The sequence below is a fragment of the uncultured Gimesia sp. genome (assembly GCF_963972345.1).
In the GTDB taxonomy this organism is placed as follows: Bacteria; Planctomycetota; Planctomycetia; order Planctomycetales; family Planctomycetaceae; genus Gimesia.
Map to the genome: position 1 here is coordinate 1 of NZ_CAXAVM010000046.1, position 25,986 is coordinate 25,986.

20 protein-coding genes are annotated in these 25,986 nt (G+C 52.9%); 6 read left to right on the forward strand and 14 right to left on the reverse strand.

Annotated elements, in window-relative coordinates:
- The coding region (locus AACZ40_RS10220) for a fused MFS/spermidine synthase (protein ID WP_339674342.1) at positions 1–2,582 on the forward strand (2,582 nt) is incomplete at its 5' end.
- A 15-nt stretch (positions 2,583–2,597) separates the two neighbouring features.
- On the opposite strand, the gene AACZ40_RS10225 is transcribed toward AACZ40_RS10220, so the two are convergent.
- The 5 genes from AACZ40_RS10225 to AACZ40_RS10245 are packed head-to-tail and all read right to left on the reverse strand — an operon-like array spanning position 2,598 to position 6,844.
- The gene (locus AACZ40_RS10225; protein WP_291179815.1) at positions 2,598–4,163 is read right to left on the reverse strand and encodes an arylsulfatase; all 1,566 of its coding nucleotides are present in this window, start codon (positions 4,161–4,163) and stop codon (positions 2,598–2,600) included.
- Positions 4,164–4,192: 29 nt separating this feature from the next.
- On the reverse strand, positions 4,193–4,861 hold the full coding sequence (locus tag AACZ40_RS10230) for a lysophospholipid acyltransferase family protein (RefSeq protein ID WP_291179818.1): 669 nt from the start codon (positions 4,859–4,861) through the stop codon (positions 4,193–4,195).
- 3 nt (positions 4,862–4,864) lie between these two features.
- Positions 4,865–5,797: a phosphatidate cytidylyltransferase gene (locus tag AACZ40_RS10235; RefSeq protein ID WP_291179821.1), complete on the reverse strand. Its 933-nt coding sequence runs from the start codon at positions 5,795–5,797 to the stop codon at positions 4,865–4,867.
- A 2-nt stretch (positions 5,798–5,799) separates the two neighbouring features.
- The gene (locus AACZ40_RS10240; protein WP_291179824.1) at positions 5,800–6,441 is read right to left on the reverse strand and encodes a CDP-alcohol phosphatidyltransferase family protein; all 642 of its coding nucleotides are present in this window, start codon (positions 6,439–6,441) and stop codon (positions 5,800–5,802) included.
- The gene (locus tag AACZ40_RS10245) at positions 6,434–6,844 is read right to left on the reverse strand and encodes a hypothetical protein (RefSeq protein ID WP_291179827.1); all 411 of its coding nucleotides are present in this window, start codon (positions 6,842–6,844) and stop codon (positions 6,434–6,436) included. The genes AACZ40_RS10240 and AACZ40_RS10245 overlap by 8 nt, the downstream gene beginning before the upstream one ends.
- A gap of 269 nt (positions 6,845–7,113) precedes the next feature.
- Between AACZ40_RS10245 and AACZ40_RS10250 the strand changes: the two genes are divergently transcribed.
- Entirely contained in the window at positions 7,114–7,419 is a 306-nt protein-coding gene (locus AACZ40_RS10250) for a hypothetical protein (protein WP_291179830.1), read from the forward strand.
- A 28-nt stretch (positions 7,420–7,447) separates the two neighbouring features.
- Here AACZ40_RS10250 and AACZ40_RS10255 read toward each other — a convergent pair whose 3' ends face one another.
- The 4 genes from AACZ40_RS10255 to AACZ40_RS10270 are packed head-to-tail and all read right to left on the reverse strand — an operon-like array spanning position 7,448 to position 11,470.
- Positions 7,448–7,615, reverse strand: coding sequence for a hypothetical protein (locus tag AACZ40_RS10255; protein WP_291179833.1), 168 nt, complete (start codon positions 7,613–7,615; stop codon positions 7,448–7,450).
- Between the two features lie 25 nt (positions 7,616–7,640).
- Positions 7,641–8,246 (reverse strand): hypothetical protein, encoded by a 606-nt coding sequence (locus AACZ40_RS10260; RefSeq protein ID WP_291179836.1) that lies wholly within the window; start codon positions 8,244–8,246, stop codon positions 7,641–7,643.
- 50 nt (positions 8,247–8,296) lie between these two features.
- Positions 8,297–9,742: a hypothetical protein gene (locus tag AACZ40_RS10265; protein WP_291179838.1), complete on the reverse strand. Its 1,446-nt coding sequence runs from the start codon at positions 9,740–9,742 to the stop codon at positions 8,297–8,299.
- 24 nt (positions 9,743–9,766) lie between these two features.
- Entirely contained in the window at positions 9,767–11,470 is a 1,704-nt protein-coding gene (locus AACZ40_RS10270) for a GntP family permease (protein ID WP_291179841.1), read from the reverse strand.
- A gap of 275 nt (positions 11,471–11,745) precedes the next feature.
- Between AACZ40_RS10270 and AACZ40_RS10275 the strand changes: the two genes are divergently transcribed.
- The gene (locus AACZ40_RS10275; protein WP_291179844.1) at positions 11,746–13,614 is read left to right on the forward strand and encodes a DUF1549 domain-containing protein; all 1,869 of its coding nucleotides are present in this window, start codon (positions 11,746–11,748) and stop codon (positions 13,612–13,614) included.
- A 71-nt stretch (positions 13,615–13,685) separates the two neighbouring features.
- A complete protein-coding gene (locus AACZ40_RS10280) occupies positions 13,686–14,966 on the forward strand; it encodes a DUF1501 domain-containing protein (protein WP_291179847.1) in 1,281 nt (426 codons plus the stop codon).
- Between the two features lie 29 nt (positions 14,967–14,995).
- Here the strand turns inward: AACZ40_RS10280 and AACZ40_RS10285 are convergent, their stop codons facing one another.
- The 3 genes from AACZ40_RS10285 to glgA form a co-directional block, all read right to left on the reverse strand.
- A complete protein-coding gene (locus AACZ40_RS10285; RefSeq protein WP_291179850.1) occupies positions 14,996–17,191 on the reverse strand; it encodes an alpha-amylase/4-alpha-glucanotransferase domain-containing protein in 2,196 nt (731 codons plus the stop codon).
- A gap of 385 nt (positions 17,192–17,576) precedes the next feature.
- Complete coding sequence (locus AACZ40_RS10290) at positions 17,577–18,560, reverse strand: hypothetical protein (protein ID WP_291179853.1); 984 nt, start codon at positions 18,558–18,560, stop codon at positions 17,577–17,579.
- A 49-nt stretch (positions 18,561–18,609) separates the two neighbouring features.
- A complete protein-coding gene (glgA, locus tag AACZ40_RS10295; RefSeq protein WP_291179855.1) occupies positions 18,610–20,145 on the reverse strand; it encodes a glycogen synthase GlgA in 1,536 nt (511 codons plus the stop codon).
- 538 nt (positions 20,146–20,683) lie between these two features.
- Here glgA and AACZ40_RS10300 point away from each other — a divergent pair.
- Positions 20,684–22,144, forward strand: coding sequence for an ATP-binding protein (locus tag AACZ40_RS10300; RefSeq protein WP_291179858.1), 1,461 nt, complete (start codon positions 20,684–20,686; stop codon positions 22,142–22,144).
- Between the two features lie 29 nt (positions 22,145–22,173).
- Positions 22,174–23,529, forward strand: coding sequence for a sigma-54 dependent transcriptional regulator (locus tag AACZ40_RS10305; RefSeq protein WP_291179861.1), 1,356 nt, complete (start codon positions 22,174–22,176; stop codon positions 23,527–23,529).
- 32 nt (positions 23,530–23,561) lie between these two features.
- On the opposite strand, the gene AACZ40_RS10310 is transcribed toward AACZ40_RS10305, so the two are convergent.
- Together AACZ40_RS10310 and AACZ40_RS10315 are read right to left on the reverse strand one after the other, a co-directional pair.
- Positions 23,562–24,779 carry a polysaccharide biosynthesis tyrosine autokinase gene (locus AACZ40_RS10310; RefSeq protein WP_339674359.1) on the reverse strand — a complete coding sequence of 406 codons (1,218 nt, stop codon included), beginning with the start codon at positions 24,777–24,779 and terminating at the stop codon, positions 23,562–23,564.
- A gap of 159 nt (positions 24,780–24,938) precedes the next feature.
- Complete coding sequence (locus tag AACZ40_RS10315) at positions 24,939–25,937, reverse strand: hypothetical protein (protein WP_339674362.1); 999 nt, start codon at positions 25,935–25,937, stop codon at positions 24,939–24,941.
- Positions 25,938–25,986 lie beyond the last annotated feature (49 nt).

Genomic DNA, 25,986 nt, shown 5'->3' on the forward strand with positions numbered 1-25,986 from the left:
GCGTACTCTGGTTTGCCTGTGGGATTAATCTGCTGCTGGCTGTGACAGCTCTGCTGCTATCGACGCGGTTATCGCAAGGAGCAGTAATACAAACACCGGGACAGGCAGACTTACCGGAATCGGTGAGCCACGAGACAGTGAGCGCTCAGCCGGACCGGTTAGGCATTGTCTGTCTCGCATCGGGGACGGTCGGCTTCGTCTTTTTTCTGATGGAGATTGTCTGGTATCGCATGCTGGGCCCGTTGCTGGGAGGCACCACTTATACCTTTGGACTGATTCTGTGTGTGGCGTTGCTTGGCATCGGCGTCGGTGGTGCCCTGTATGCGTTACTGGCACGACTGGTGAAACCGACACTTTCCTTTCTCGCATTCATCTGCACGCTGGAAGCACTGCTCATCGCGGTTCCGTACTGGTATGGAGATCAGATCGCATTCTGGGTCTTACATCAGCAGAGCCAGCCCGTGGCGACGTTTCTGGAACAGGTCTGGTACTGGTTTCAGATCGGAGCCTTTGTGATATTTCCCGCAGCGCTGGTTGCCGGCTTTCAGTTCCCGCTGTTGATCGCAATTGCCGGGACTGGCAAAGAAAATGTCGGTAAGCACGTCGGCTGGACCTTTGCGGCCAATACCCTGGGAGCGATTTCGGGGTCGATAGCAGGGGGATTTTTCCTGCTGCCCGCCATGACTGCGCCAGGTCTCTGGAAGCTGTCAGTCTGCCTGCTGCTGAGCCTGGGTCTGATCCTGCTACTGACTGGTCAACGCTGGAAACCGGTCTCGCTGGCGACTTCGCTCCTGCTTTCGCTCTTGACGATTTTGATGATTACTGAAACCGGTCCCACCGCCGTCTGGAGACACGCCGGCATTGGGGCGCGACGCGCCAGCCTGGAAGACACAGGCCCTAATGCCAAACGAAACTTCTCCCATACCAAAAACCGGCAGTGCATCTGGGAAGCAGAAGGACGCGAATCAAGCGTGGCCATCACAGCGACCGACAGTCTCGCCTTTATCGTCAACGGCAAAAGCGACGGCAATGCGTTTGGCGATGCCGGGACCCAGATCGGCCTGGGGTTGCTTGGCCCCCTGCTTCACCCCGCACCACGAACCGGACTGGTGATCGGACTGGGCACAGGGGAATCCGCCGGCTGGATGGCTGCCGTAGAAGAAATGACCGCCGTTGATGTCGTCGAACTGGAACCGGTTGTTCTGGAAATAACCAGGCGATGCTCACAGATTAATCGCGATGCACAGCAGAACCCGAAACTCACTCTGCATTTTAATGATGCCCGCGAATTTTTACTCACCAGCAAACAACAGTACGACCTGATTGTCTCGGAGCCTTCCAATCCCTATCGGGCCGGCATCGCGAATCTCTACACCCGGGAGTTTTACGATTCCGTTTCCAACCGTTTGAATCCGGACGGCCTGTTCCTGCAGTGGCTGCAGGGATACGAAGTCGACGACCGGACAGTCCAGATCGTCCTGCAGACGGTACAATCCGTCTTTCCCGAAGTCCAGATCTGGCAAACCAAAGCCCGCGATATGGTCCTGGTCTGTGGCAAATCAAAACAGGCTTTTCAGTATCAGCTGGAGTCACTGCAGCAGAAACTCAAACAACCCGTGCTGGCGGAAGGACTCAAACAGGGCTGGTCTGTGATTGACGTGGAAGGCATCCTGGCACATTTTGTCTGTGGAGATCGAACAATCAACCAGTTACTGGAATCCGTGTCAGAGCCGATGAATCTGGACGATCGCAATCTGCTGGAATACGCGTTTGCGAAAACGGTGGGCAAGTCAACCCGTTTTTCGATTCACGATCTGCAGAACCGCGCGGTCCAACTGGACGATGATCTGCCTGTTTCCCTGGATAGTGAGAGTCGAAAAAAAGTCACGCAACGACGGCTGGCGATGCAGCTCAGGTTGGGAGGCAGGGTGCATATTGATGATGGTCTCTCCGAAGAACAGCAGACGCGGGGCGAAGCATTTAATCTGTACCTGGCCAGCCGCTACCTGGATGCGCTGGCACGTTTTCAAACATTTCAACCGGATTTAAGCTGTCCGATCGAGACCATGGTCTACGCGCACACTCTGGCAGAATCCGGCGTTCCCGTTCCCGACGAACTGCTGATCAAGGTCAGAGAGCAGAACCCCACCGAAGCAGCTGCGATTCAGGCCATTGCCGCTCTCCAGCAGAAACAGCCAGGCGAAGGACTGCAGAAGATTCTCGACACCCTGAAACTGCTGGAGAACAGCCCCTGGGGTAGCCGTCAGTTGCTGGACTCCCTCCTGTTCAAAGCAGTCAGCCTGTGTGACCTGGATGCCGGTTATGCTGAACCGCTGTACGAGCAGTTACAGCAACCCTTCTCCCTGCATCGCCTGGAAGACAATCGACTGTTGGTGAGATATCTGATCGCAGAAAAAATAGGCAATCAGCAGATCATCGATTCACTGCAGACAATGGAACCGAATGCTCCCTGGAAGGAATGGCTGCTGGAAAAACGAGTCCGGGTGTACGCGGCCGAAAAACATCCCCTGACAGAACGAGCCAGAAACGAACTCTCGCAGTTCAAACGAGCCAGCCACTGAGCCTGTCAGGTTGCCTCAGGGAATCTGTTTTCCCCGTTGATGTTTTTCCCCGGCAACGCCGGTTTTTTCGGCCCACTGTTGCCAGTCAGCCTTCATTTGCGCCACGCGTTCAGGGTACTGCTCTGCAAGGTTATTGGTTTCGGTACGGTCCTGTTCCAGGTCATACAGTTCCCAGCGATTAATTTTGCGATCCGCAACCAGTTTCCATTTCCCCTGCCGTACGGCCTGATTATTTCTCAACTCCCAGAACAGCGAATCATGGGGCGCGCGTGTCTGCCCTTCCAGAATGGGCACTATGCTTTTTCCATCCACGGGGAGAATTTTGTGAGATTCAAACGTCTTTGGATATTCGGTTTCGGCCAGTTCAACGCAGGTTGGCATGACATCAATAATGTGGGCCGGCTGCCGGGTAATGGAATTCGCTTCGATCTTGCCCGGCCAGCGGACGATGAACGGAGTCGAAATGCCCCCCTCATGCATCCACGTCTTGAAGCGGCGAAACGGCGTATTCTGTGGGAAGGCCCAGCTGGGACCACAGGTGGTGTAATATTCCCTGGGGCCGGGAATCTGTTCTGGATTCGCGCCGCCCGGCTCGCTGGCATCGGGTCCGTTATCAGAAAGAAACATCACTATCGTATTGTCGTCCACGCCGGTCTCTTTTAATGTCGCCATCAGGCGGCCGATATTCTGATCCATACAGTCAATCATCGCGGCGTAGACCTCCATGCGGCGTTCCTGCCAGTCGCGCGGATATTTGTCCTGCTCCCAGTCGGCTGATTCCGGGTCGCGGGCCGGCAGTTTCCAGTTCGGGTCAATAAGTCCCATCTTCAACTGACGCCGATAGCGTTCATTGCGCAATGCTTCCCAGCCTGCTGCATAACGTCCCTTGTATTTTGCGATGTCTTTCGGTTTTGCATGCAGGGGATAGTGCGGGGCCGTGTAACAGAGATGCAGGAAGAACGGTTTGTCTGACTGGGAATACGTTTTGATTTCCTGAATGGCGTGATCGGTAAAGGCATCGGTCGTGTAAAAGCCGTCCGGGAACTCGGTGATACGCGTCGTATTTTCAGCGAAGAAACGGTAACCGTCGCCGGTAATCCCCCGTTTGAATTTGGGATCGCGGTAGTAGGGATCAAAAAAATTACAGCAGCCATCCAGAAGACCATAATAGTCATGAAACCCGCGATAAACCGGGTGAGTCGATTCGGTTCGTCCCAGATGCCATTTGCCACTGAGGGCCGTCTGATAACCGGCCTGCTGCAGGACTTCGCCAATCGTCACCATGTTGCGGTTCAGATGCGGTCGGGGATAGCGGGGATACAGGCCCGTTACCAGCGATGCCCGCGTTGTCCAGCAGACCGCATTGTTATAGAACTGGGTAAACCGTAAGCCTTCTTCCGCCATGCGATCCAGGTGGGGTGTCTGCACTTCACCACCATAACAGCCGATATCCGACCAGCCCATGTCATCGCACATGATGAGAATAATATTGGGACGCTTTTTATTTTCTGCTGCCTGAACGGCAGAATGAAAGACAGTCAACACAAGTAGAGCCAACAGCAGGACAGCACGCAACTTCATCAGGGAACTCCATGGATTAAATCAAAATCTTACGGTTTCGGATCCTGTATCCATGATCGCGGTTGACTGCAGGTAATGCAATACTTCTGCAGTTCCAGAAAGGCTTCTTTAATCGCAATCACCAGTTGTTCCCCGTTTTCGGCATCCGGTAACGATTCACCGATAATCACATCGCAGTTAAAGGGCACCAGCAGTGCTTCACCTCGCGGTAAGGCGCGACCCAGGCCATGCATCATCACCGGTGTGACCCGGGTATCAGTCCGGTCATGCACGATATGGTAGATGCCGCGTTTGATTTCGCTCAGTTCTTCCGGGTTTCCACGGCTCCCTTCGGGAAACAGAATCAGAATCTCTCCCTGATCCAGTGCCTGATGACAACCGGCAAACAGTTCACTTTTTCGCATGCGACCGCTGCGATTGATGGGAATGATGCCAATGCATTTAAGAGCGAACCAGGCCAGATATTTGTTTCGCAGAAAATAGTCGGCGGCGGCCACGGGTCGAACGCGGTGGATTTTTGAGAGCGGATACAGGCTCATCAGCACCAGCGTATCGAGGTGACTGTTGTGGTTGGCGGCGATCAGGGCCGGGCCTTCCCGGGGCAGATTCGGTTTGCCGCGCAGATTCAGACCCAGCACGATAAACACAATCGGCTTGACGATCAGCGCAAAGAACAGGATTTTGAGAACGCGTTCCATGGCTCAATAATTCACGTAATACAGGAAATGAAAAAACAGGGGCGAGGTAAAAATCAGGCTGTCACAGCGATCCAGTATCCCGCCATGCCCGGGAATCAGGCTGCCGCTGTCTTTGATTTCCAGATCGCGTTTGATCGATGAAATCACCACATCTCCAATAAAGCCGGAACCGCTGATGAGTAATCCGGCCAGCAGACTGAATTTCAGCGACAGGGGTGTCAGATAAGGCCCCAGCAGTGTCGAGACGAGGGCAATCGACAGTACGCCTCCGATAAATCCTTCCCAGGTTTTATTCGGACTGACCTTGGGAATAATTTTATGGCGCCCGAGCAACTTGCCCCAGATATACTGGCAGACGTCGTTGAGTTGCGTCATCAGCAGCAGGAAGATCACCAGTCCCATGTCCCCCGCTGCCTGGTTCTGAACAGGTAGTACCAGCAGATAGGCAATATGACTCAGGCAGAAGACCGTCAGCATGACCGCCCAGTGAATAATCCCGGCTGAGTAGATGAAGCCCTTTGTTTCTCCGATCAACACCATCCGCATCGGCAGCAGCAGGAAGATATAGATGGGAATAAAAATGATAAACATGCCATACCAGCCGATGCTGACGAAATAGTATTGAATGGGAATCGAAATGTAAGCCCAGAACAGCACGCGACGGTCCGCCTGGCGGGTCGGGACGATGGAAAAGAATTCTTTCAACGCCAGAAAGCTGATAAATGCAAACAGGATTATGGCCGTTGTCTGACTGACAATCAGGCAGACAAAAATGATGCCGATCATCCACCACCAGGACTGAATCCGCTGACGCAGTTCAGTGTAATCCTTCTGCGGCTTCGCACGAGCCAGGATCAAGCGGCAGGTGGTTGCCGTCAGTAACAGGCCCAGTACGACCAGCATGACATTAAAAGAGTGAGGCGGAATGTTGAACATGCTCAGGCTTCCAGAAACCGGTAGGCAGAAATGGTGCGACGAATGCAGGTGATAACGCAGCCGGCGACGATCACAATCAGAGCGATCAACAGCGTATAGTCAGACTGTCGAAATACGACTTCCAACGCGGTAATCACACAGGCAATTGTCAGAACCGCCATCCGATGCTGTTTGGCCATCGGTCCTTTGAAATCAACGGGCGCGCCGATGCTGGCGTTCAGGGTTCGTATGTAAGCCGTCAGGACGGCGAACAATCCTGTACACCAGCCAAGTTCGCCGCCATAGCTGACGACATGAATTGCATAGCCGGCGGACACCAGAATCAGCGGGTCAGCAACGCGATCGGGGATATCATTGAACAACTCGCCTGACTTTGTACTTTTGCCCCCTTCAACGGCGACCATGCCATCAAACAGGTTGCACAGCAATCGGCATTGAATCATCAGTCCCGCCAGAATCAGCAGCCACCAGTAGGAGTAGTGGGCAAACAACAGAAAACAGGCCGCGGCCAGCAGTGCAAAAAAGACGCTGGTCACCGAAATCTGGTTGGGCGTGATATTTTTCCCGCTCAGATAACGGGCGAATGTATTGACCAGTTTGACATCGCGGACTTTGAGCGGTCGCCGGGCGCTGGGTTCATTCATATTGACTGCTTCTCTGCTGATGAATTCGGAGTAATTTAAACGAGGTAAACAGGCAGAACGAAAAGGCAACGGTTATCGCAGGTAAAATCGTCGCCAGAATGCGGGGCGTGCCCATCACCAGGTGCACGGTATAAAGAAACAGACTGGTACTACAGACAACGATGACCGCAGGCAGCAAAACCTTTCTGAAGGGGTGATGAAACCGGTGAAACAGTAACGTGACGGCGTGTACCATAAACAGGGTGATCAGAAAACTGGATGTGCCCTGCGTCAACCCCGCCACGATCCCTGACTGAGTCGAAGTCTGGGAATTGATGTGATATGCCCAGCCGCCCCACAGGAGAAACGCGAATATCGCCGACAGCCCATTGAAATAGCGCGACGTGCGAACGTACTGATCCATAAAAAACGCAATCCACATCAAGGAACCGAGAGATGAGATCTTCCATGATCCTGACCTAAGTGGATCTGACTGGAATGAGGTTCGTCCTCTGTGGAAGATATACTGGCATGATGGAATGAGTTAAGCAAGCATGAAAGGATCAGATTGCAGGCAGAATTACTGTGCTGCCTCCAGCCGGCGCTTTGATTCTGTAATGGAGCTGATATGATCATGTTGAGCTGAGAGGTAAACAATTCATTCTGCATCTGAAAGCACAGGAATTCATATTCATGTCCGACACCACACTGCCTCCGGAATCACGCCGGATCACGCCGAAATTTAATCTCGCTCTCTTTGCCTTTAATGCCCTGGCCGGGATCATCAAATTCAGTCTCGTCGCTAAAGTGGGCCTCGGCGGTCTGATGCTGACCTCTTTTCTCGATGTCGTGTTGACGATCTGCATACTGCTGCTCGTCGCCTGGTTTTTCAAAGAATTCTGGATCCGGCTGCTTTCCGATCTGTTTTCACTGCGGAAAATTGATTACCAGGAAGCCATCGCCATCGTGCTGGTATTGAGCATGTTGGGGCTGAGTTGAGTTCCCAGTTTTTTCATCAATCACGCACTCACTCAGACGACTCAAGAGTATCTCTTTTGACATCTGGTTCCGCTTCCAATAAGGCAATGCGTGCTTCCAGTGCTTTCACCTGAGTGGTGAGTTGATTGACTACCCCCACAGCGCCGGCCGCCATTGAAAATCCCATTATCGCAAACATCCAGCTAAAGCCTTCCATTTTATCTCCTGATTGAGCAAACACTTCAATTGAAGTCGAGATTAAAATAATTGACTAATATCAGCAGGACAGCAATCACGAAAGCAAAGGCGATCGCCAGACCGATGGGAGTTTGAAAAAAGGATTCCAATCCCACCTGGGCGGAATACACGGTCTGAAACTCGAACCGGTAATTATCCGCGACCACCGGGTCCCGACTGAAGGGAACTTCCACCAGTGCATCGGAAAGCAGTTTGTCCTGATCCTGCAACCGGATACCGATAATATCGTGGATGCCAATCGGTTTCTTAAGTTTCCAGACCAGGCCTTCCGTGGCAGAAGTATTGGGTTTGGCTCCCAGTTTGTAGCCAATGAGATCCTGCGTGATTATCAGCAGTTCGTAATCGGGCAATGCTTCTTTCTGTCTGATCAGCGGAATGTCATGATCGCGGGGTTCCGCGGCGGCATCCAGGGCCGTGACTTTGACCTCTTTTAACCCTTCACTCTGCATGGCAGCGATGACCACACACGCCAGGACACTGCCGATGATCACCAGACAACATATCCAGCTGGTGATTTTCCAGGGAGAGACTGATGATTTCACTGCCTGCGGGTCTGGCTGCTGCGAATCGGATTCCGGTTCGTCTGTCATCTGATTTCACTTTATCATGTATTGATAGCTGACGATTTCACCAGTTCATCTTACCGGTCAAATTGGAACGAGTACAGATCACACTCCTGCAATTCGAATTTCAGACGAACCGGCTGGCCGGCGAGTGCAGCCAGATCGGGGGTATTCTTCCAATGTACGACTCCGTCAATTTTGTCACCAATCACCGGTCGGCAGTCCTGCAGGGTGAAGCCGGGAATCGGGCTGCCACCCGGTTTCTGAACCTCGACTTTCAGACTGCCGGCAGCACTGGTGCTGAAGTTCAACTTCAACTGACTGCCTGCAAAAATGAGCGGCTTCGTCAACAGGCTGCCCGGTTGCGAACCGGCGTTAACCGAGACGAATCCATCGGTTCGCAATACGTAACGATCACCGCTGCGATGGTAGATCGACATTTCTGTGGGACCGGTGGGCAGGACATTTAATGCCACATAATTGGCACGATTCTTCCACTGCTGTGGATCAAGGCCGGGCCGGATGAACGCATGGGTGAAGAGTCGGTCATATTTTTGAGAACCGGCACGAGTGGTCATAAACAGGATGTCGGTCGCGTTGACGTCCTGCTGATTGTACTCGGGTGCATCCCCGCGACCGGGTACAAAACGGGTAGGTAGAGCGATGTAAATATGAGGTGCCCGGAAGTAAGGATGAGTCTGGTTCGTATAAAGGTGCTCGCCCGGCCGATTGGGGTTGAGCGCAACCGGCTTAGTCCAGTGTTGAAAGTCCGGGCTCGTCGTGCGGCTGATGCTGCGTAAGCGTTCGGGATCGGTCCACGTACGAAAATAGCAGACGTATTTCTGTTCCGCCTCAGACCAGAACGCGACATTGGCAGAATCAAAGGCGTGGCGCCACTCGGGCTGATAGGGAATCACTTCCCCCTGCTGCGTCCACTGAATCCCATCGGGCGAGACAAATGCGAACAGCCCCCGCCCCTGTTCTTTCAAACCCCGCTTATCTCCCGGTCCGGGATAGCCCGCCAGCGCCTTGTAACGTTCCGCAGGTTTCACGTCGGCGCGCGTGTCGAGAAAGGGTGTGAAGTTGGTCAGAAAGGGAGGCTGCTTTGCGAGAATCACGTTGTTTGTTTTGGTGCCTGCCACTTCATGCAGGCCCAGTTCCGGGAACTCCCATTCGTGACCATCCTGACTGACGGCGTAATGCACGGTTTCACCCGGGTGCCCGGTATGTTTATCGCCCTGGTAATCCGGATCGGAGCCGCGCCACCAGGCCTGGAAGCGGTCTCCGTTTTTAATGACCGTGATCATGTGTCGCACGGGGAGAGGAGACCGGGGACGTGGTGCTTTGACAGGCTGATGCAGTTTCAATGTGACGTCATCAAGCTGGTCAATCAGCAGTCGGTCCACGAACAGTTCCCGGCGGGAACCAATGTCAACAGGCTCTGCAATGGCTTCGCTGCTCAAGACGCTCAGCAGTGCGAGAGTGATTAACTTCAGTGCATCACCAGAGGGATTCCGTTTCATAAAACACAAAGCCTTTCAAACACTTTAAGCCATCGGGAAAAACTGAACTCCCAGCAGAACAACGATCAAGCCGACAATGCCCATCAGCGCGGTCATGGGGCTGATAAATTTCAGGGTTTCGCCCTCGGTCATGCCGCTCATTTTTCCGATGACCCAGAAACCGCTGTCATTCATCCAGGAGATCGGCTTGGAGCCGCAGCCGATAGCGAGTGCCAGGTAGACCGGATGAAAGCCGAGTGTCGTGGATTCGGCAATGCCCCCCAGAATCCCGACGGTGGTGATCATGGCGACCGTCGATGAGCCCTGGGCAGTGCGGATGGCGGTAGTGATCAGAAACGCCAGCGTGACCAGCATCAATGGAGAGACCTGCGGCAGAGATTCGATCAGGAAACTGACACCGGTCTGCTGCAGTACGCTGCCGAATGCACCTCCTGCTGCGGTGATCAGGATGATCACGCCCCCTGTGTACAGCGCTGTCTGGATCGATTCCGACAGTGCTGCCAGTGAGGATTTTTTCTGGCGGATGAGGGTCCAGAGTGCGATGACCGTGGCAATACCCAACGCGATATTTTTGTTTCCCAGCGTGGTAATCAGGTTTTGTGACTGCTCCGAAAGCTGGCTGCTGATCGTTTTAAATTTGAGCAGGGTTGAGCCGGCGATGAGAATGACGGGGAGCAGAATTGGTAACAGCGATAACCAGAGCGGCGGCAGATCTTCCATTTTTGTGTTCGCGAGTTTCTGCAGATCTTCCTGGGTGACATCGGCTGAGTCACGAAAGGGGAGTTCAAAGTGTTTATTAATCAACGTGGCGTAACCGAGTCCACACAGAGCGGTGATGCTGCCGACAATCAGGCCGCCCATCATCATCGTGGCGATATCGACATTCAACTGCTCAGCAACGAACAGGGGACCCGGAGTTGGCGGAACGAGGGAATGGGCCATCGTGCCCCCGGTGACAATCGCGAGCACGTACAGCAGGTAGTTCTTACCGGTGCGGATCCGCATCGCTTTTCCCAGCGGAATGAGCAGGTAGAAGACCGTATCAAAGAAGACGGGAATCGCCAGCAAAAAACCACTGGCCATGAAAGCGACGGGCGCCAGCTTCTCGCCGACAAACTGAATGGCGGAGCGGACAATGCGTTCGGCGGCACCACTTTCGAGCAGACACATGCCGATGATGGCGGCGAGTGCAATCAGAATACCGATCTTGGCGCAGGTCGAGCCAAAGCCGGCAGCCACGCGTTCGCCCACGGATTGTCTGCCTTCCGCGATTGCTGAGTTGTAATGCGTGGGTGTGATGGCAAAGTCGTCCAGGCGGATCGGGCGGCTGGCACTGTCATCGCGGACACTCAGTTCGGCAATAATGATGCGTTTGTTGTCTTGAGAGAACCGGGCGGTGACCCGCTGGACTTCGGTCTGGGCAATGGGAATCAGGGGGAAGCGGGGTTGTTCGGTCCCCATGATCATCAGCATCATGCCGGGCTGCAGGCTGCCCGTTTTCTCGACCTGGAGGATCAGACTGCGATTGTCTTCGCTGACCTCGAGGATTTTAAAACTGTTCTTTCTAAGTGCCGTCTCTTCAATCTGTTGTACGGGCGTCAGCACGCCTACACAGAGGGCACCTGCCAGCAAAGCCAGAAAGGCATGCAGACGAAAAAACAGGACGCCACCAATCACGATGGCTACCCCGGATAAAATGACAATAATGACCCAAGCGCTCAGTTCCATTATTCAACCAGTCCGGATTTTAGTACAGATTCGATTACTTCAGATTAATTTACGAAAATCACCTTTTTCTCGACACATTCAAAGTTAAGAAGGGTTTAATAGCCAGTGTCCCTGATTGCAGTCATCTCACCCGGTCGCAGCGGATCGAAACGTTCGACCTGGATGAAATGGCTGATAAACTGGATGCATTCTGGAAGTCAGCAGCTTTTGACTCACTCTGACTCCTGATCGAAAACAGGAACCATTTCCCCGGCTTTTTTTACAGGTCAAACGCCATGATGAGTTTTACCCGAAAGCGAACGATTCAGACTGCCTGCCTGTTTCTCGTAACACTGTCCGTTCCATTATGCCAGTCTGCGTCATTCGCAGCAACAAAGAGTGCTGATCAAACGGACAAACGGCAGAGAGTCGACGCCGTTACCATGGCAGAAAAGATCGATCAACTGCTGGAAGCGGAACTCAAAAAAGCGAATATCACGCCGGCTCCCCTGGCGAATGACGAAGACTTTCTGCGTCGTATCACCTTCGACCTGGCGGGCCGCAAGCCTTCGACTTCGGAAGTCATTCTGTTCGGCCTGGACGGGAGCCCCGGCAAACGACGGGCCGTGATTGATGATCTGTTGAAATCAGACGAGTACGGTGTGAACTGGGCCCGCTACTGGCGGGATGTGATTTACCTGCGGGCCACCGATGCCCGGTCACGGATTAACCAGAATGAATTCGAAGAGTGGATGACAACCCAGCTCAATCAGAATAAGAGCTGGGATCAGATTACCACAGACCTGCTGACCGCCACCGGCGATGTCCGCGAAAATGGGAATACGGCACTCATCTTTGCCCATCAGGGCGATCCGGCTGAACTGGCGGCGGAAACCTCGCGGATCTTCCTGGGAATTCAGATTCAATGTGCGAACTGCCACGACCATCCCACGGACAAATGGAAACGGAACAGCTTCCACGAGCTGGCCGCCTTTTTCCCACGCGTGCGGGTTCGCCCGGTCCGCGATGCCACGCCACGTACGTTTGAAGTGGTTTCCATGGATCGGGGTACCGACGGCAATCAGTATGCTCAACGGATGAAGATGCTGCAGGACCCGAGCATGCTGTTTCGTTTGTATGATAAGAACCGTGACGGGAAGCTGACCGAACAGGAAGTGCAGCGCACCCGCATGGCCCGCGGTTTTGAACAGATGGTTGCCCGGGGGGATAAAGATGGTGACAAGGCGCTGACGGCGGAAGAAATTAAAGGCATCCCGGCTCCCGAAAACATGCAGCGGTTCATGACCGAATACCACATGCCCGATTTAAATGATCCGACTTCAATGGGCAAAGTCGTGCAGCCGGTGCTGTTTGTCGGCACCAAAGCCCCTGAAGGGCTGGACGACATCGAACGGCGTGAGACACTCTCGAAATTTTTAACGACGCCTTCCAATGTCTGGTTCTCACGGGCGATCGTCAATCGACTCTGGGCAGAAATGCTGGGAGAAGGCTTCTATACGCCCATCGATGACATCGGCCCGGAACGCAGTGCCGTCTACCCCGAAGTTCTGAATACGCTGTCAGAAGGTTTTACAGCCAGTGGCTACGATCTGAAATGGCTCTGCAAAACGATCACCAACACACGTGCCTACCAGCGTGAAATGCAGAAAAAAACCGAGCAACAGCATACGCCGTTCGCAGCCCAATCTCCTACACGGCTGCGGGGAGATCAGATCTTCACAGCGATCACCCAGGTGTTCGGCGTTGATGAACTGCAGACCAACCGGAATATCGGCAACAGGCGCTACCAGGCCAGCCGTTCCGCCCGCGGGCAGTTCAGCTCACTGTTTACTTACGATCCTTCCACTTCGCAAGATGAGATCACAGGTGATGTCCCGCAGGCATTGTTCATGATGAATTCGAAAACCCTGAACGAGATGCTGGGAACCGATCGGAATACGAAACTGGCCCAGATTGCCAGGGACTTTAAAGACGACAATGATGCGATCCAGGAACTGTATCTGCTGACACTCTCACGCGTGCCCGGCAAGGCAGAATTAGAAATCTGTCAGAACTACATTCAGGAAGCAGGCAACCGGAATGACGCGCTCGAGGATCTGATGTGGAGTCTGTTAAATTCCAGTGAGTTTATCACCAAACGCTGAACGATTCCCGACAGGCGTTTTGTAACCAGTATACTTTTCAATCAATTCCCCCTCAGTATGAGGAGTTCGTTATGAGTCTTTATCACCATCAGCAGGTTCAGGCAGTCCGGGGCGGTTTTTCGCGTCGCAGCTTTCTCCGCAACGTTTCCATGGGAGCACTGGCGGCAGGCACACTGAGTTTTCACGATCTGATGAGTGTCTCCGCCGAAGAGCTCCGCAAACAGGGGCGTGCGATGATCCTGTTATGGATGTCCGGTGGCCCCAGTCAGTTTGAGACGTTTGATCCAAAGCCGAACACGTCAAGCGCCGGTGACAAACAGGCGATCAAAACCGCGGTTTCCGGCATTGAGATTGCCGAAGACTGGATCAACACGGCAAAGGTCATGCAGGATATCGCGCTGATTCGTTCCATGACCAATAAAGAAGGCAACCATCAGCGGGCCACCTACCAGATGCATACGGGTTATGCCCCTTCCGGAAGTGTCAAACATCCGAGCCTGGGTTCGAACATTACCCGCGAAATCGGCGACCGCGAACTGGATATCCCTTCCATCGTCTCTGTCGGAGCAACCGAAGGGGCCGGGTTCCTGGGAGTGGATTATGAACCGTTCAATATTAACAACCCGGGGAATATTCCCGACAATGTCGCAGCCACCGTGACCGACAAACGTTATCAGAAACGCCTGGGCCTGCTGGGTCGGCTGGATACCGAATTCGCCAGTCGCGGCGGTGAAGTGGTTGTGAAAAATCACAAAAAGATTTACGACAAGGCTGCTTCGCTGGTAATGAGCCCGCAAACCAAAGTGTTTGACTTGAGCGAGGAATCGGCAGAACTGCGTCGCGCATATGGTGAGAACAACTTCGGTAAAGGTTGCCTGCTGGCAAGACGACTGGTGGAAGCGGGTTCCACGTTTATCGAAGTCCGTTCGAATGGCTGGGATAATCACGCTGATATCTCGGAAACCCTTTCTCCGCGTGCCCGGGAAGTGGATACCGGGATGGCTGCTTTAATTTCCGATCTGAAACAGCGGGGCATGCTGGATAAAACCCTGGTCGTCTGGATGGGTGAATTCGGCAGAACTCCGAAAATCAATGCTCGCGCCGGTCGCGACCATTACCCGCGTGTCTTCTCAGCCGCTCTAGCAGGTGGTGGCGTCAAAGGAGGACAGGTCATCGGATCTTCCACCAAAGACGGTTCCGCTGTCCAGGACCGACCGGTCGAAGTGACCGACCTGTTCTGCTCGATCTGTCAGTCCTTACAGGTTGAACCGCGCAAAGAAAACATGAGTCCGCTGGGACGTCCGATGAAAATCGTGGACGGCGGGAAAGTCGTCAGCGAACTCTTTTCCTGAACTTCATTACGGAATCTCTCAGTCCAGGCTTATGCTCCGGAAGTGGCTGCTTCACTGAGGGCTTTGGCCTGGGCTGCGGAGGTATCCATTGAAAGCGTAATGGTGACGGACCAGCGTCCGTGTTCGTCAGCGACAAACTCCCAGTGTGGGATTACCACCGAGCTCTGATGGACCAGTTCGTAACCACCTTCGGACTGACTGATAGTTTCAATCGGAAACGTCCAGATACTGGCAGGCGCGGAAAGATCCAGGGCCGCATCCAGTCCCAGCCATTCATCAACCAGGCCGATGCGATCTGTCTTTTCCAGATCGAGTTTTGATTCGAGCTGCCCTAGTTGTTTGCCCAGATGATTGTAGTAGTAGCGGTCACTGGCTCCCGCGGCCATGCCGGCAAAGTTGAACTCGACGCCAAAATTCAGCGGAACTTCAGCGGGCAGATGTGAGAGTTCGTAATGGATTTCCAGTGAACCCGAGGCATGTTTTGTGAGCGAGACGGTTTTTGTCAGTTCGATTTCGTAAGGGCCGACATACCCTTTGCGAACCATACGCACTTCGCAGTCATCATCGGTTCGTTTGAGCGAGCTGAGGTAAACGCCCTGCGCAAAATCGCCGACTTCGCCGCCCCCCTGAATGACGGTATCCAGATCGACGCCCGGCTGAAAGAAGTGATCTACCAGTGATTTACGCGGGGTATGATCGTACTGCAGTTTTTTCTCAAGGCCCGGTTGTTTGAACCGGACGGCATTATGAATTTTGCCGATATCCTCTCCATTCTGGGCACCCTGTTTCTGTTCGAGGGCGGCTTTGCGAATGATATCGTGATAGGGTTCAGGACGTCGATCCAACGTCGCCAGCAGGTTATGTTTGGCGCCCCGCACATCCAGTTCATACAGGTGACCGCCCTGCGCCGGGGCGAGGTAAGCGACCAGTCGATTGCTGGCCAGCCTGACTTCTTTCCGGGCATCCAGATTAAAGTCGGCTACTTCCACTTCGAGCCAGCTGGCATCACGGTGGGTAATTTTTTCCAGCAATGTGTCAGCTGAGATCAGATGTTTGTAAATCGCATTCCGCAGGTGAGGCAGATACAGGCCCCCGAAGGCACCATGCCAGTATGGGCAGTTACATTGAGCGCGGTACAACTCGGTCCGGGCTTCGTGCAGTGCCGGCAGGTCTTCTGCATCGACGCCGGTCTCTTCCAGGCTCTGCAGTCGGTTGCTGACCTGCAGCATCCGCGCATACATCTCATTGAGCTCGGCGTATTTCACACGGAAGTTCCGCCAGAATCCGCCCCGCAGATACGGTTTGAGACGATCAAAGCCCTCGGTTTCAGCAAACTGTTCTTTCAGCGCTGCCAGTTCCAGCTGTCGTTCTGACGAGAGAGCCCACTCATTCATCTCACGGTAACTGGCGTCAGGCAGATAACAGCTGCCCAGTGGAGAGACGGAATCGACCGATTCGGAAAGTGTGGTGACTTTCAACCAGTCACTGTTCTGACGCAACAGATCGAGGAATTTTTTCAGCCAGCCGTCCCGGTAGACATGATCAAAGGTGCCCGGCCAGGCGCCGAACTTTTCGCCATCATCACCAAAAACGACGACTGAGTGAGGATGATGGTCGGCGATCTCTTTCAGATAATGAATCGTTTCCACGGGATCGGTGAAGGGAATCTGGTAGCGGAGTGTTTCATTGTCCGGGAAAATCTTAAGCAGGCGGCCTTCATCTTCCGAGAGATAGTAGCCGTGCATTTTTTCTGCGCGAACGCCAGCGGCACTGAAATGGGAATCGTCCAGCAGGGTGTATTCCATGCCGGCATCAACCAGGTCGGAGACAAATGACTGTTCCCAGACCCGTTCGGGTACCCACATTCCGCGAACCGGCGTTCCAAACATTTTTTTCAGGTAATCGGAATAGGCGGTGATCTGTCCGATCCGGTCGCAACGGGGAATGCCCGCCAGAATCGGTTCATAAAAGGGACCACCCAGAATTTCGACCTGCCCGGATTCCGCCAGTCCACGAACCCGGTCGATGTATTCCGGATGCGCCTCGACAAGCCATTCCATCAGGCTACCTGAGGTATGCAGAGAAAAAGGGATATCAGGGTATTCTGATAAAACGTCGAGAAATGGTTGATAGCTGTTTTGATAGGACTCTTCAAAAACGCCTTCAAAATTCCCAACGGGCTGATGGTTGTGAATGACTAAAACAAGCCTAAGTCGACAGCCCATGGGCCGCATCCTTTCATCCGTGTAATACACAGAACTTTCGATTACGCTATATAACGGAACGGTATCAAATACGTGGCGGGTCGCCTCGCTCCCTGCGTTAAGCGCTGTAACAGCAGGACTTGAAACGATTCTGGCTTATCTTAAAGCCAATCTTTTTGTAATCATAGAGGACTTTTCCCGATAATAAAATCCAAGTCCCCTTAAAATCGACACGAACAACGTTGAAAATACCACTGGAGCAAGGGCAATTGTTAAAGCAGGTAAGATTTCGCCAGTCTGATTAACTGGGATAATTTGAAAAGCGAAAATTAACCCCCTCGCTTCCCGAGCGAGTTTCCTGCGGCTTGGGCCCCACTGAAGTGGTTTCAAAAACGGTAAAATGCGTTCAGCAACCCAGCTGCTTCCTGAGTTGTTCCAGCGCCTGTTCGGGATAAACCGGATTGATGAAGGCGTTCGAAGCCAGTTCAAATCCCGCCAGATGGGACAGTCGAGGATAGATCCTCAGACTCCAGGTATAGCCGTCCTGTTCACTGGTATCATAAGGAGGTGTCTGGATCACATAATTGAGATCGTGGCGTCCGAGCAGCGATTCCAGAGCAGATAACAGAAGGCGGGTGATACAGGCCAGATCATCGAGTTCCTGGTCGCTGGACTGGTCGAAGTGGGTTTTCAGAGAACGGGGAATGACCCAGGTTTCAAAGGCAAAGCGACTGGCGTAGGGACAGATGACATCAAAATATTCCGAAGACATCACCCGTTCGGGATAACCGTCGGACGAGTCCCGGGTAAAGTTTTCGAACAGAGAGTAACCATGTTCCAGCTGATAGGCGCGGGCCGCGATCACTTCCTGCCGGAGTGCCTGCGGAATGAGATGGCTGGCCAGTAACTGTGAGTGCACATGTCCCAGTGAAGCACCGCCCAGGATACCCTGATTTTTGAAAATGATGGCGTAGTTGAGACGGGGATCTTCACGATGAGTGGCAACCCGCTGTCGGTAAGCCTGGAAAATGTATTGAAATTGCGTCGGCTCAAGCCGCGTGACGTGTGTCTCAAACTGGGGACACTCGACGATGACTTCATGCACGCCATATTCATCTACCTCAGAGACGGGAGTCAGCGCGGGATACTTGTTGGCAACCACGCGCAGCTTCCAGCCTGGCTGGTTGGCTTTCGTCTCAGGGGGACGGATGGCAAACAGTTCCGGCGTGGTCTCGGATTCTTTCCCTTCAGCAAACGGGTCAGAGTCGATCTGTTCCTGCGTAGGGATGTACTGACTGGCGTTGTCAGAAATCTTAATCGGTCGTCGGGCACGTTCCGGCGCAAAGATGGTCGTAAAACCTGTGAGAGGGTCGGTTCTGATCTCTGACATCGATTCCCGTCATCAAAGGAGGATAGAAGAGGGTCAGTCTGCTGATCTGTTAATGAGTGGCGGACACGGACTCGCTGTTTTTATTTCGATAACTGCTGGCCCGCTGATAAACGGACAGGTAGTTTTGGGCGCTCTGCTTCCAGGACCAGTCTTTTGTCATGCCGTTACGAATCAGCTGATTCCAGAGCGGTTTATCGTAGTAGGCAGCGATGGCACGCCGCATCTGTCGATAGAGTACCGTCGCATCAAAGTGCCAGAAAGAAAATCCGTTGGCAGTCCCCTTCTCCAGATTCTCAGGGTGGGCATCCACGACGGAATCGGCCAGGCCCCCTACTTCATGGACGAGGGGGACCGTGCCGTACAACAGGCTATACATCTGATTCAGTCCACAGGGCTCAAACTGGCTGGGCATCAGAAAGATATCCAGGCCCGCTTCGATCTGATGTGCCAGCCCTTCATCGAAGCCGATATAAGTGGCCACTTTATCCGGGAAACGTCTTGCGAGTTCAGAAAAAGACCTTTCATGCCGGGGGTCGCCGGTTCCCAGAAAGACCATCTGGACATCGGTGGCCAGCAGGTTTTCGGCAGCGTCGAGTATCAGGGAGAAGCCTTTCTGATCGGTCATGCGGGAAATTGCTCCCAGCAGGGGGACATCCGGTTTTTGTGGCAGTCCCATGCGTTCCTGCAGCGCTGCTTTACACTTCGCTTTGCCGTCCGCGATTGTCTCGACGTTATAATGGGCGGCCAGATGCGGATCGATTTCGGGGTTCCACTCGCTGGTATCCACGCCGTTCAGAATACCGACCAGTCGATCGGCGTGCGATTCGAGCACCCCATTCAGGCCATAACCAAACCGCTCGGTGCGGATCTCTCTGGCATAGGTCGGACTCACAGTCGTGATCATATTCGAGAAGACAATGCCGGTCTTGAGCAGATTCAACTGACCGAAATATTCCATCTGATGCCGATTGAAGTATTTCCAGTCGATGCCTGTCAGCAGCATATCCCAATGCCAGTACTGTCCCTGGAAGGCCATATTATGAATCGTATAGACGGCGGCTGTTTTTTCAAAACCCGGGCGATGCTGATATTCAATCTTCAACAGCGCCGGTATCAGTCCGGTCTGCCAGTCATTGGAGTGAATAATATCAGGCTGCAGGTTGAGTTGTGCCGTGAATTCCATCACCGCGCGACTGAAGAAAATAAACCGTTCACAATTGTCCTGATAATCACGTCCATTTTCATGATAGAGTTCCGCACGATCGAAATAACGTGGCTGATCGACCAGGTAGACACTCACTTTCGAATCGGGAAAAGCTGCTTTCAACAGGCGGGCTTCCACCTGCTTGCTGCCGACAGTGATCATCACTTTTTCAGGACAGACTTGAAAATCATCTGGCGAGAAACCCCGTTTGGCCGTCGACTGGGGATAATAGGGCAGAAACAGGCTGACTTCATGCCCTTCTGCTGCCAGCGCTTTCGACAAAGCCGAGGCCACATCGGCCAGTCCGCCTGTCTTGGCAAATGGAATCGCTTCTGAACTCGCAACGACGATTTTCATAAATTCCCCATCTATTCGGATCATAAATCCTGCTGAATGTCTACAATGTTTTGTAGCATTCTATACGTAATCAACGCTGAAAATAAATGGACCTGATCACGGGAGTTATGGTGATTCCCTGAATTCGCCGCACCTTTTCCGAGAGATCTTCGCATACCTGAACTCAGAAATCGATTGGATTACGAATCAGGCTCAGGCTGCCATTCCGTTTGTCTTCTGCCCGGTTCTGGTTTTACCTGTTTGTACAGTAAAATTCGCTGACTTCTCGTGCAAAATAGCGAATGTGTAATTGCAGATCAATTTCAGTTTCGTGATAGTGTCTTATTCAGAGCTGGATTGACACGTTGTCCGAAATGGTTCACACGCTCGCTGGCGTGCTCGCCTGCCCTGGATGACCTGTCAATTCAGGATTGATGACCAATAATATCGTTTCGTTTACGCAATGCCATCGCCCTGGTATGCACTTTTCAACCATTACAGGCTGTTTATCGCAGCTGGTCGTCTACCAGAATCTGTAGATTGCAGCGAATCAGAAATACGAATCAGAATTTCCATTCCCATCATGAATGACCCGTTAAACGTGGAGAACCAGACCGAACCAGCAGGCCCCCCTGCCAAGGCGACACAGAAACATCCAGCGGATGTATCTGACTCACAGTCGTCTCATCGCATCCACCATGATGCTTTTACCTGGGAATTGCCGGCGGAAGAAATTACGCTGCGCATTCGCTGGTTTGGCCTGTGTGTCGGCTATGTGCTGGTCAATTTTGGCGGAAACAGTTCGGCCATCCAGGTTCCCCAGTTGAACTGGATTCTGACGCTAGGCGCCATTTACGCCCTGGCCGATACCTGGTTCAGCTTTCGTGGCCGCGTCTTCCTGGGTGAATGGCCGCTGATCATTTCGGTCATGGAAGCATTGTTCATCGGCCTGCTCTGTCATTACGACGCCGGGCTGAACAGTCCGTTCCGCTTTTATTATCTGCTGTCGTTGATTGTCTGTTCCATCCGTCATTCGTCTCTCATCGCGTATCTGACACTGGGACTGCATCTGATCAGTTATTCGACGCTGCTGCTTTCCAGTCCTACCCTTCCCAGTGACTGGCTGACACAACTGTTGTTAATGATTGTCTGGATGGGCTGGGTCGCGTGGGCGAGTATTGCCTTTTCTCAGCTGGTCAAACGCACGAGTATGGAACTTTCGCTGGCCAACTCGCAGTTGAAGCAGAACCAGGAACTGCTGGAAGATCGCATCGCGCGGCGGACCAGCGACCTGCAGGAATCGCAGGCGCTGCTGATTCAGCAGGAAAAGCATGCCGCCTTCGGTCTGCTGGCAGCGGGTATTGCACACGAAGTCGGTAACCCGCTGGCGGGCATCAGTTCCTTGGTACAGCTGCTCAACCGTCATAATAATGATGAATACACGACTAAACGCCTGGATGAAGTCGATGCCCAGCTGCGTCGGATCCAGCGAATTCTTCGCGAGTTGATCGATTTCAGCCGCCCGGCCACGACCGAACGCAATCGCTGTCAGATCAATGAGCTGATTACCGAATCATTGAACATTTCCAAATATTACAAACGGAAAAAAGGCAAAAAGATCATCACCCGGTTCGCAGAAGATCTGCCGATCGTCCAGGTGGTACGCGATCAGCTCGTGCAGGTGTTCCTGAATCTGATCCTGAATGCCATGGATGCGACCGAAGAAGGCGAGTCAATTGAGATTACCACCGAGGCCCGTGCCGGTCGGATTCTCATTACGGTGCATGACAGTGGAGAAGGCATCCGCGAAGAAGATAAAGACAGATTATTCCAACCTTATTTTACCACGAAGGCCAAAGGGACAGGCCTGGGGCTGTTTGTCTGTAAAAATATTCTGGAACATTCGAATTCCGGTACAATTGAAATCGATGATACAGTAAAAGATGGTGCGAGGTTCATCGTCTCCCTCCAGTGTGAGGAATTACAGGGAAAAGCCGATATCCCTCCCGGACCCGCAAAAGAAATTAAATTTGTTACGACTTGAACCGAACGAAGAACAGGACGAATTCCAAAGTGCAACTCAACCGATCTGTGCTGATTGTCGAAGATGAAGAAATCATTCGGACATCGCTGGCGGAATTTCTCACCAGCGAAGGTTATGAAACCATGCAGGCATCTACCGTCGCCAGGGCCCTCGAACTGGCCCGGGACCGGGACTTTAACGTCGCGATCTGTGACGTGCAGTTGCCAGACGGCGATGGCATTGAGCTCCTGCGACGACTGCAGAATATCAAACCGAGCATTTTCGTACTGATCATCACCGCTTATGCGACGGTGGAAAATACGATATCGGCTTTCAAAGCCGGCGCTTTTGACTACCTGGTCAAGCCGGTTATTTTCGACGATCTGTCCCATAAACTGAATCGCCTGTTCGAATACCAGAAAATCTTCTATGAGAACCAGATCCTGAGAAGAGAGCTGGCCCGCAGTCCGGGAATTGAAGAAGTCGTCGGCAGCAGTAAGGCACTGCAGAAACTGCAGAGCACCATTCGAAAAATTGCGGCGACCAATTCGAATGTTCTGCTGTCCGGAGAATCGGGAACGGGGAAAGAACTGTTTGCCCGGTCGATCCACTCGAATGGTCCGAATCGCGAGCAACGCTTCCTGGCAGTCAATTGCGGCATGCGACCGATTGAACTCCTCGAATCTCAACTGTTCGGTTCCGCCAACAGCTCGCTGCAGTACCCTTCCACCGAACAGATTGGCGTGTTCAAAAATGCCGATGGCGGGACCGTGTATCTGGATGAAATCTCTCAACTGCCACTGGGAACGCAGGGCAAACTGCTGCGGGCGATTGAATACGGCGAGATCCTGCCACTGGGCAGTGCCGAGCCGGTGAAAGTCGATGTGCGTCTGATCGCTTCCACCACTCAGGATCTGGCGGAAATGGTCAAGTCGGGCGAATTCGAAGAAGATCTGTTCTATCGCCTGGACGGGATGAAAATTCACATTCCTGCATTACGGGAACGCGTTGATGACATTCCGGAACTGGTCGAATACTTCCTCACCAAGCATTCGCGTAAAATGGGGAAACGAGTCACGGGAGCGAGCAGCGAAACGATTCGCACACTGATGTCAGCCGAATGGAAGGGCAACGTCCGACAGCTGGACAATGCCATTGAACGGGCCGTGATGATGTGTGACGAAACCCTGATCTGTCTGAATGATCTGCCTCCGGAACTGCATCAGAACGAGCCCCCGTTACCGGATGTGGACGATCTGCGACTGGCACTTCGGCATTACGAACGAATGCATATTACGCGCGTATTAAAAGACAGCGCCGACAAACGGGAAGCAGCCAGGCGGCTGAAGCTCGGCCTGTCCAGCCTGTATCGTAAGATTGAAGAACTGGATATTGAGTTAGAGTAATCCGGATTTCCTGCAGAGACGCACCACCCGGTTTAATGGGTGATTTTAGTTTTCGCAGGGACGTCTGCCTGCTTCGCCTGTGCCTGGGGAGGAACGATATAATAGTCGCTGTATCCGGGACCGGAACCGTAGTCATAATCACCAGGCTTTCCGGACTTGACGCTGTTTGCCAGAATGCCGGCCACTTTAATTCCATTGGTCTGAATGATCTGCTGTACCTTACGGATCACCCCGCGGCGGTTTTTGTCAATTCGAACCACCAGCAGCACCCCATCCACAATCGAGGCAATCACCGAGGGATCGCTGACGACAACCAGGGGAGGTGTATCGATCAGAACGTAGTCGTATTCCTTACGCAGCTGATTTACCAGTTCAGAAAACGCACGCGACATCAGCATTTCAGAGGGATTTTCCGGCAGCATGCCCGCTGTCAAAATTGAGAGATGACTGACGCGGGTTTCCCGAATCGCCGTCTGTGCATCGATCTCACCGGTCAGCACATCACCCAGGCCAACCGAATTAGCCAGACCGAACAGTTTATGAATGGTCGGCCGTCTGAGGTCGGCATCGACGATCAGAACTTTTCGGCCCGTCTGCGCAATCGCCAGTGCCAGGTTGGAAATCGAGGTCGTTTTACCGTCGCCGGGCTCCGCACTGGTCATCTGCAGAACTTTCGCGCCGCTGCGATCCGTTTTTAACAACAGGGAGGTCCGCAGTGAGCGGAAGGCCTCTGCTTCGCGTGAAGCGGGGCGATAATAATACCATAACGCGGGAGCGAATTCGCTTTCATCAACGGCAGCATCGCTATCTGCAAAGCATGGAACTTCTCCCAGGATGGGCAGATGCAGTTGATTCCGAATTTCATCAACCGACTTCATCGTGGTGTCCCGCATTTCACGGAAGTAGGAAAACGCCAGGATCAGCCCCAGGCCTCCTGCGGCACCGGCCATCAAAAATTTCAACTGGCGTTTAATCACGAGTTCATCTTTGACCGGAGCCAGCTGAGTCAACATGTAACCGCTGTTGCCTTGTGAAACTCTTTCGACCAGTAACTGTTTGAAAATGTTATCGCGCTGTGATTTGAGCTGGGCAATTTCCTCATTGTAAGACTGATCGATCACCTGAAAGTTTCCGACCTTCTTGGCCAGTTCGCTCTCCTGGGTGAACAGCTTTGTCAGCTCCAGTTCCCGGTTCTCCAGTTCTTTGAGCTGTTGCTCCATGGACTTGAGATACACATTCACGAAATCCACGTCTTTGGTTTCTGCGACCTGAAATTCACCTGACTCCAGATTGTCAGCGGAAATATCAAGTCCCTGGCGACGATAGAGATTGATGATCGTTTCGATGCTGCGATTGACGGCATCCAGGTCGGGATGATTTTTCTGAAAGTCGCGTTCCAGTCGATTCTTTTAAATCAGCAACGGCATTAAATGTGTCTCTAATGCCGTCCGCGCACGGTCTAACTGACTCGTTCCGGGTGTGGCAAGATGATGACCTTCGCTGGCATTGCCGTTGGCAGCCTGCCCCCGGGTTTGTCCCATCAGGTACTGCTGCGCCAGCAGTTCGAGTGTCTCTTTGGACTCACCGCTGGCTATGGCTGCCTTAAGGGAATCGATTTTTGATTTGAGTTCCGTCAGTTTCAGGAGGTTGAGTCGGCGTTCATTGTCGATGGCTTTGACCCGTTCCTGATGCACGTTGGTACTGCCGGCGACCGCTGCTTCCGAACCAGGTGTACTCTCCCAGTAGAGCGGTGCATTTTCACGGAATTTTTTGTATTCGTTTTTCTTGAGTTCCAGCTCTGCGGCAATCTGTTTCTCCGCCTCTTTCAGTTGCTGGATAATGTCTTCGGTGTTTTCCTCGCGGACTTCGTGCAGATACCGCTTGTAGGCGTCAACAATAGCCTGGGTGACGGTCCGGGCATCTTTGGCGTTCGGGTTTTCATAGGTAATCGTCAGGATGTTGAGGAACGCGCGATCGTTACCTGAAATTCTCTTGACCTTTAAGGTATCGATAATATCCTGGGTCGGGTCCTTTTCGCCTGCCAGGGAAGGCAGCTGATTGAGCCTGGCTTCCTTAACGGCTTCACCCACGATCCGCGGACTCTTGATGACATCAATGTGTGCCGTCAATTCACCAAAGGTCTGGATTTCTCCTTCTTTAATCGGCACCGGGTTTTTCTGTGAGACCTGGATCTTCGTATCTGCTGAAAAGATGGGGCCGAGTTTCATATACGCGGCCTGGCCTAGTAGCAGGCCGGCAGCCAGTCCCAGAACCAGCAGATATTTATTGCGAAGCAGGAGCCTAACGATATCCACACCCGGACCGGAAGAGTTGATTTCTGCGTTCTCTTCCATGCCATCGATGGCAAAATCGGATTGCTGATCCAGAGGTTGAAAGTCTGTGTTCACGACAGCGGGTCCTGATCTATTTACTCTGCGAATGCATTAATGATGTGAC

Bases quoted from the DNA above. Each gene is read 5' to 3' on its own strand.
- AACZ40_RS10225 (WP_291179815.1), bottom strand. From the start codon at position 4,163: ATGAAGTTGCGTGCTGTCCTGCTGTTGGCTCTACTTGTGTTGACTGTC.
- AACZ40_RS10230 (WP_291179818.1), bottom strand. From the start codon at position 4,861: ATGGAACGCGTTCTCAAAATCCTGTTCTTTGCGCTGATCGTCAAGCCG.
- AACZ40_RS10235 (WP_291179821.1), bottom strand. From the start codon at position 5,797: ATGTTCAACATTCCGCCTCACTCTTTTAATGTCATGCTGGTCGTACTG.
- AACZ40_RS10240 (WP_291179824.1), bottom strand. From the start codon at position 6,441: ATGAATGAACCCAGCGCCCGGCGACCGCTCAAAGTCCGCGATGTCAAA.
- AACZ40_RS10245 (WP_291179827.1), bottom strand. From the start codon at position 6,844: ATGGATCAGTACGTTCGCACGTCGCGCTATTTCAATGGGCTGTCGGCG.
- AACZ40_RS10250 (WP_291179830.1), top strand. From the start codon at position 7,114: ATGTCCGACACCACACTGCCTCCGGAATCACGCCGGATCACGCCGAAA.
- AACZ40_RS10255 (WP_291179833.1), bottom strand. From the start codon at position 7,615: ATGGAAGGCTTTAGCTGGATGTTTGCGATAATGGGATTTTCAATGGCG.
- AACZ40_RS10260 (WP_291179836.1), bottom strand. From the start codon at position 8,246: ATGACAGACGAACCGGAATCCGATTCGCAGCAGCCAGACCCGCAGGCA.
- AACZ40_RS10265 (WP_291179838.1), bottom strand. From the start codon at position 9,742: ATGAAACGGAATCCCTCTGGTGATGCACTGAAGTTAATCACTCTCGCA.
- AACZ40_RS10270 (WP_291179841.1), bottom strand. From the start codon at position 11,470: ATGGAACTGAGCGCTTGGGTCATTATTGTCATTTTATCCGGGGTAGCC.
- AACZ40_RS10275 (WP_291179844.1), top strand. From the start codon at position 11,746: ATGATGAGTTTTACCCGAAAGCGAACGATTCAGACTGCCTGCCTGTTT.
- AACZ40_RS10280 (WP_291179847.1), top strand. From the start codon at position 13,686: ATGAGTCTTTATCACCATCAGCAGGTTCAGGCAGTCCGGGGCGGTTTT.
- AACZ40_RS10285 (WP_291179850.1), bottom strand. From the start codon at position 17,191: ATGGGCTGTCGACTTAGGCTTGTTTTAGTCATTCACAACCATCAGCCC.
- AACZ40_RS10290 (WP_291179853.1), bottom strand. From the start codon at position 18,560: ATGTCAGAGATCAGAACCGACCCTCTCACAGGTTTTACGACCATCTTT.
- glgA (WP_291179855.1), bottom strand. From the start codon at position 20,145: ATGATCCGAATAGATGGGGAATTTATGAAAATCGTCGTTGCGAGTTCA.
- AACZ40_RS10300 (WP_291179858.1), top strand. From the start codon at position 20,684: ATGAATGACCCGTTAAACGTGGAGAACCAGACCGAACCAGCAGGCCCC.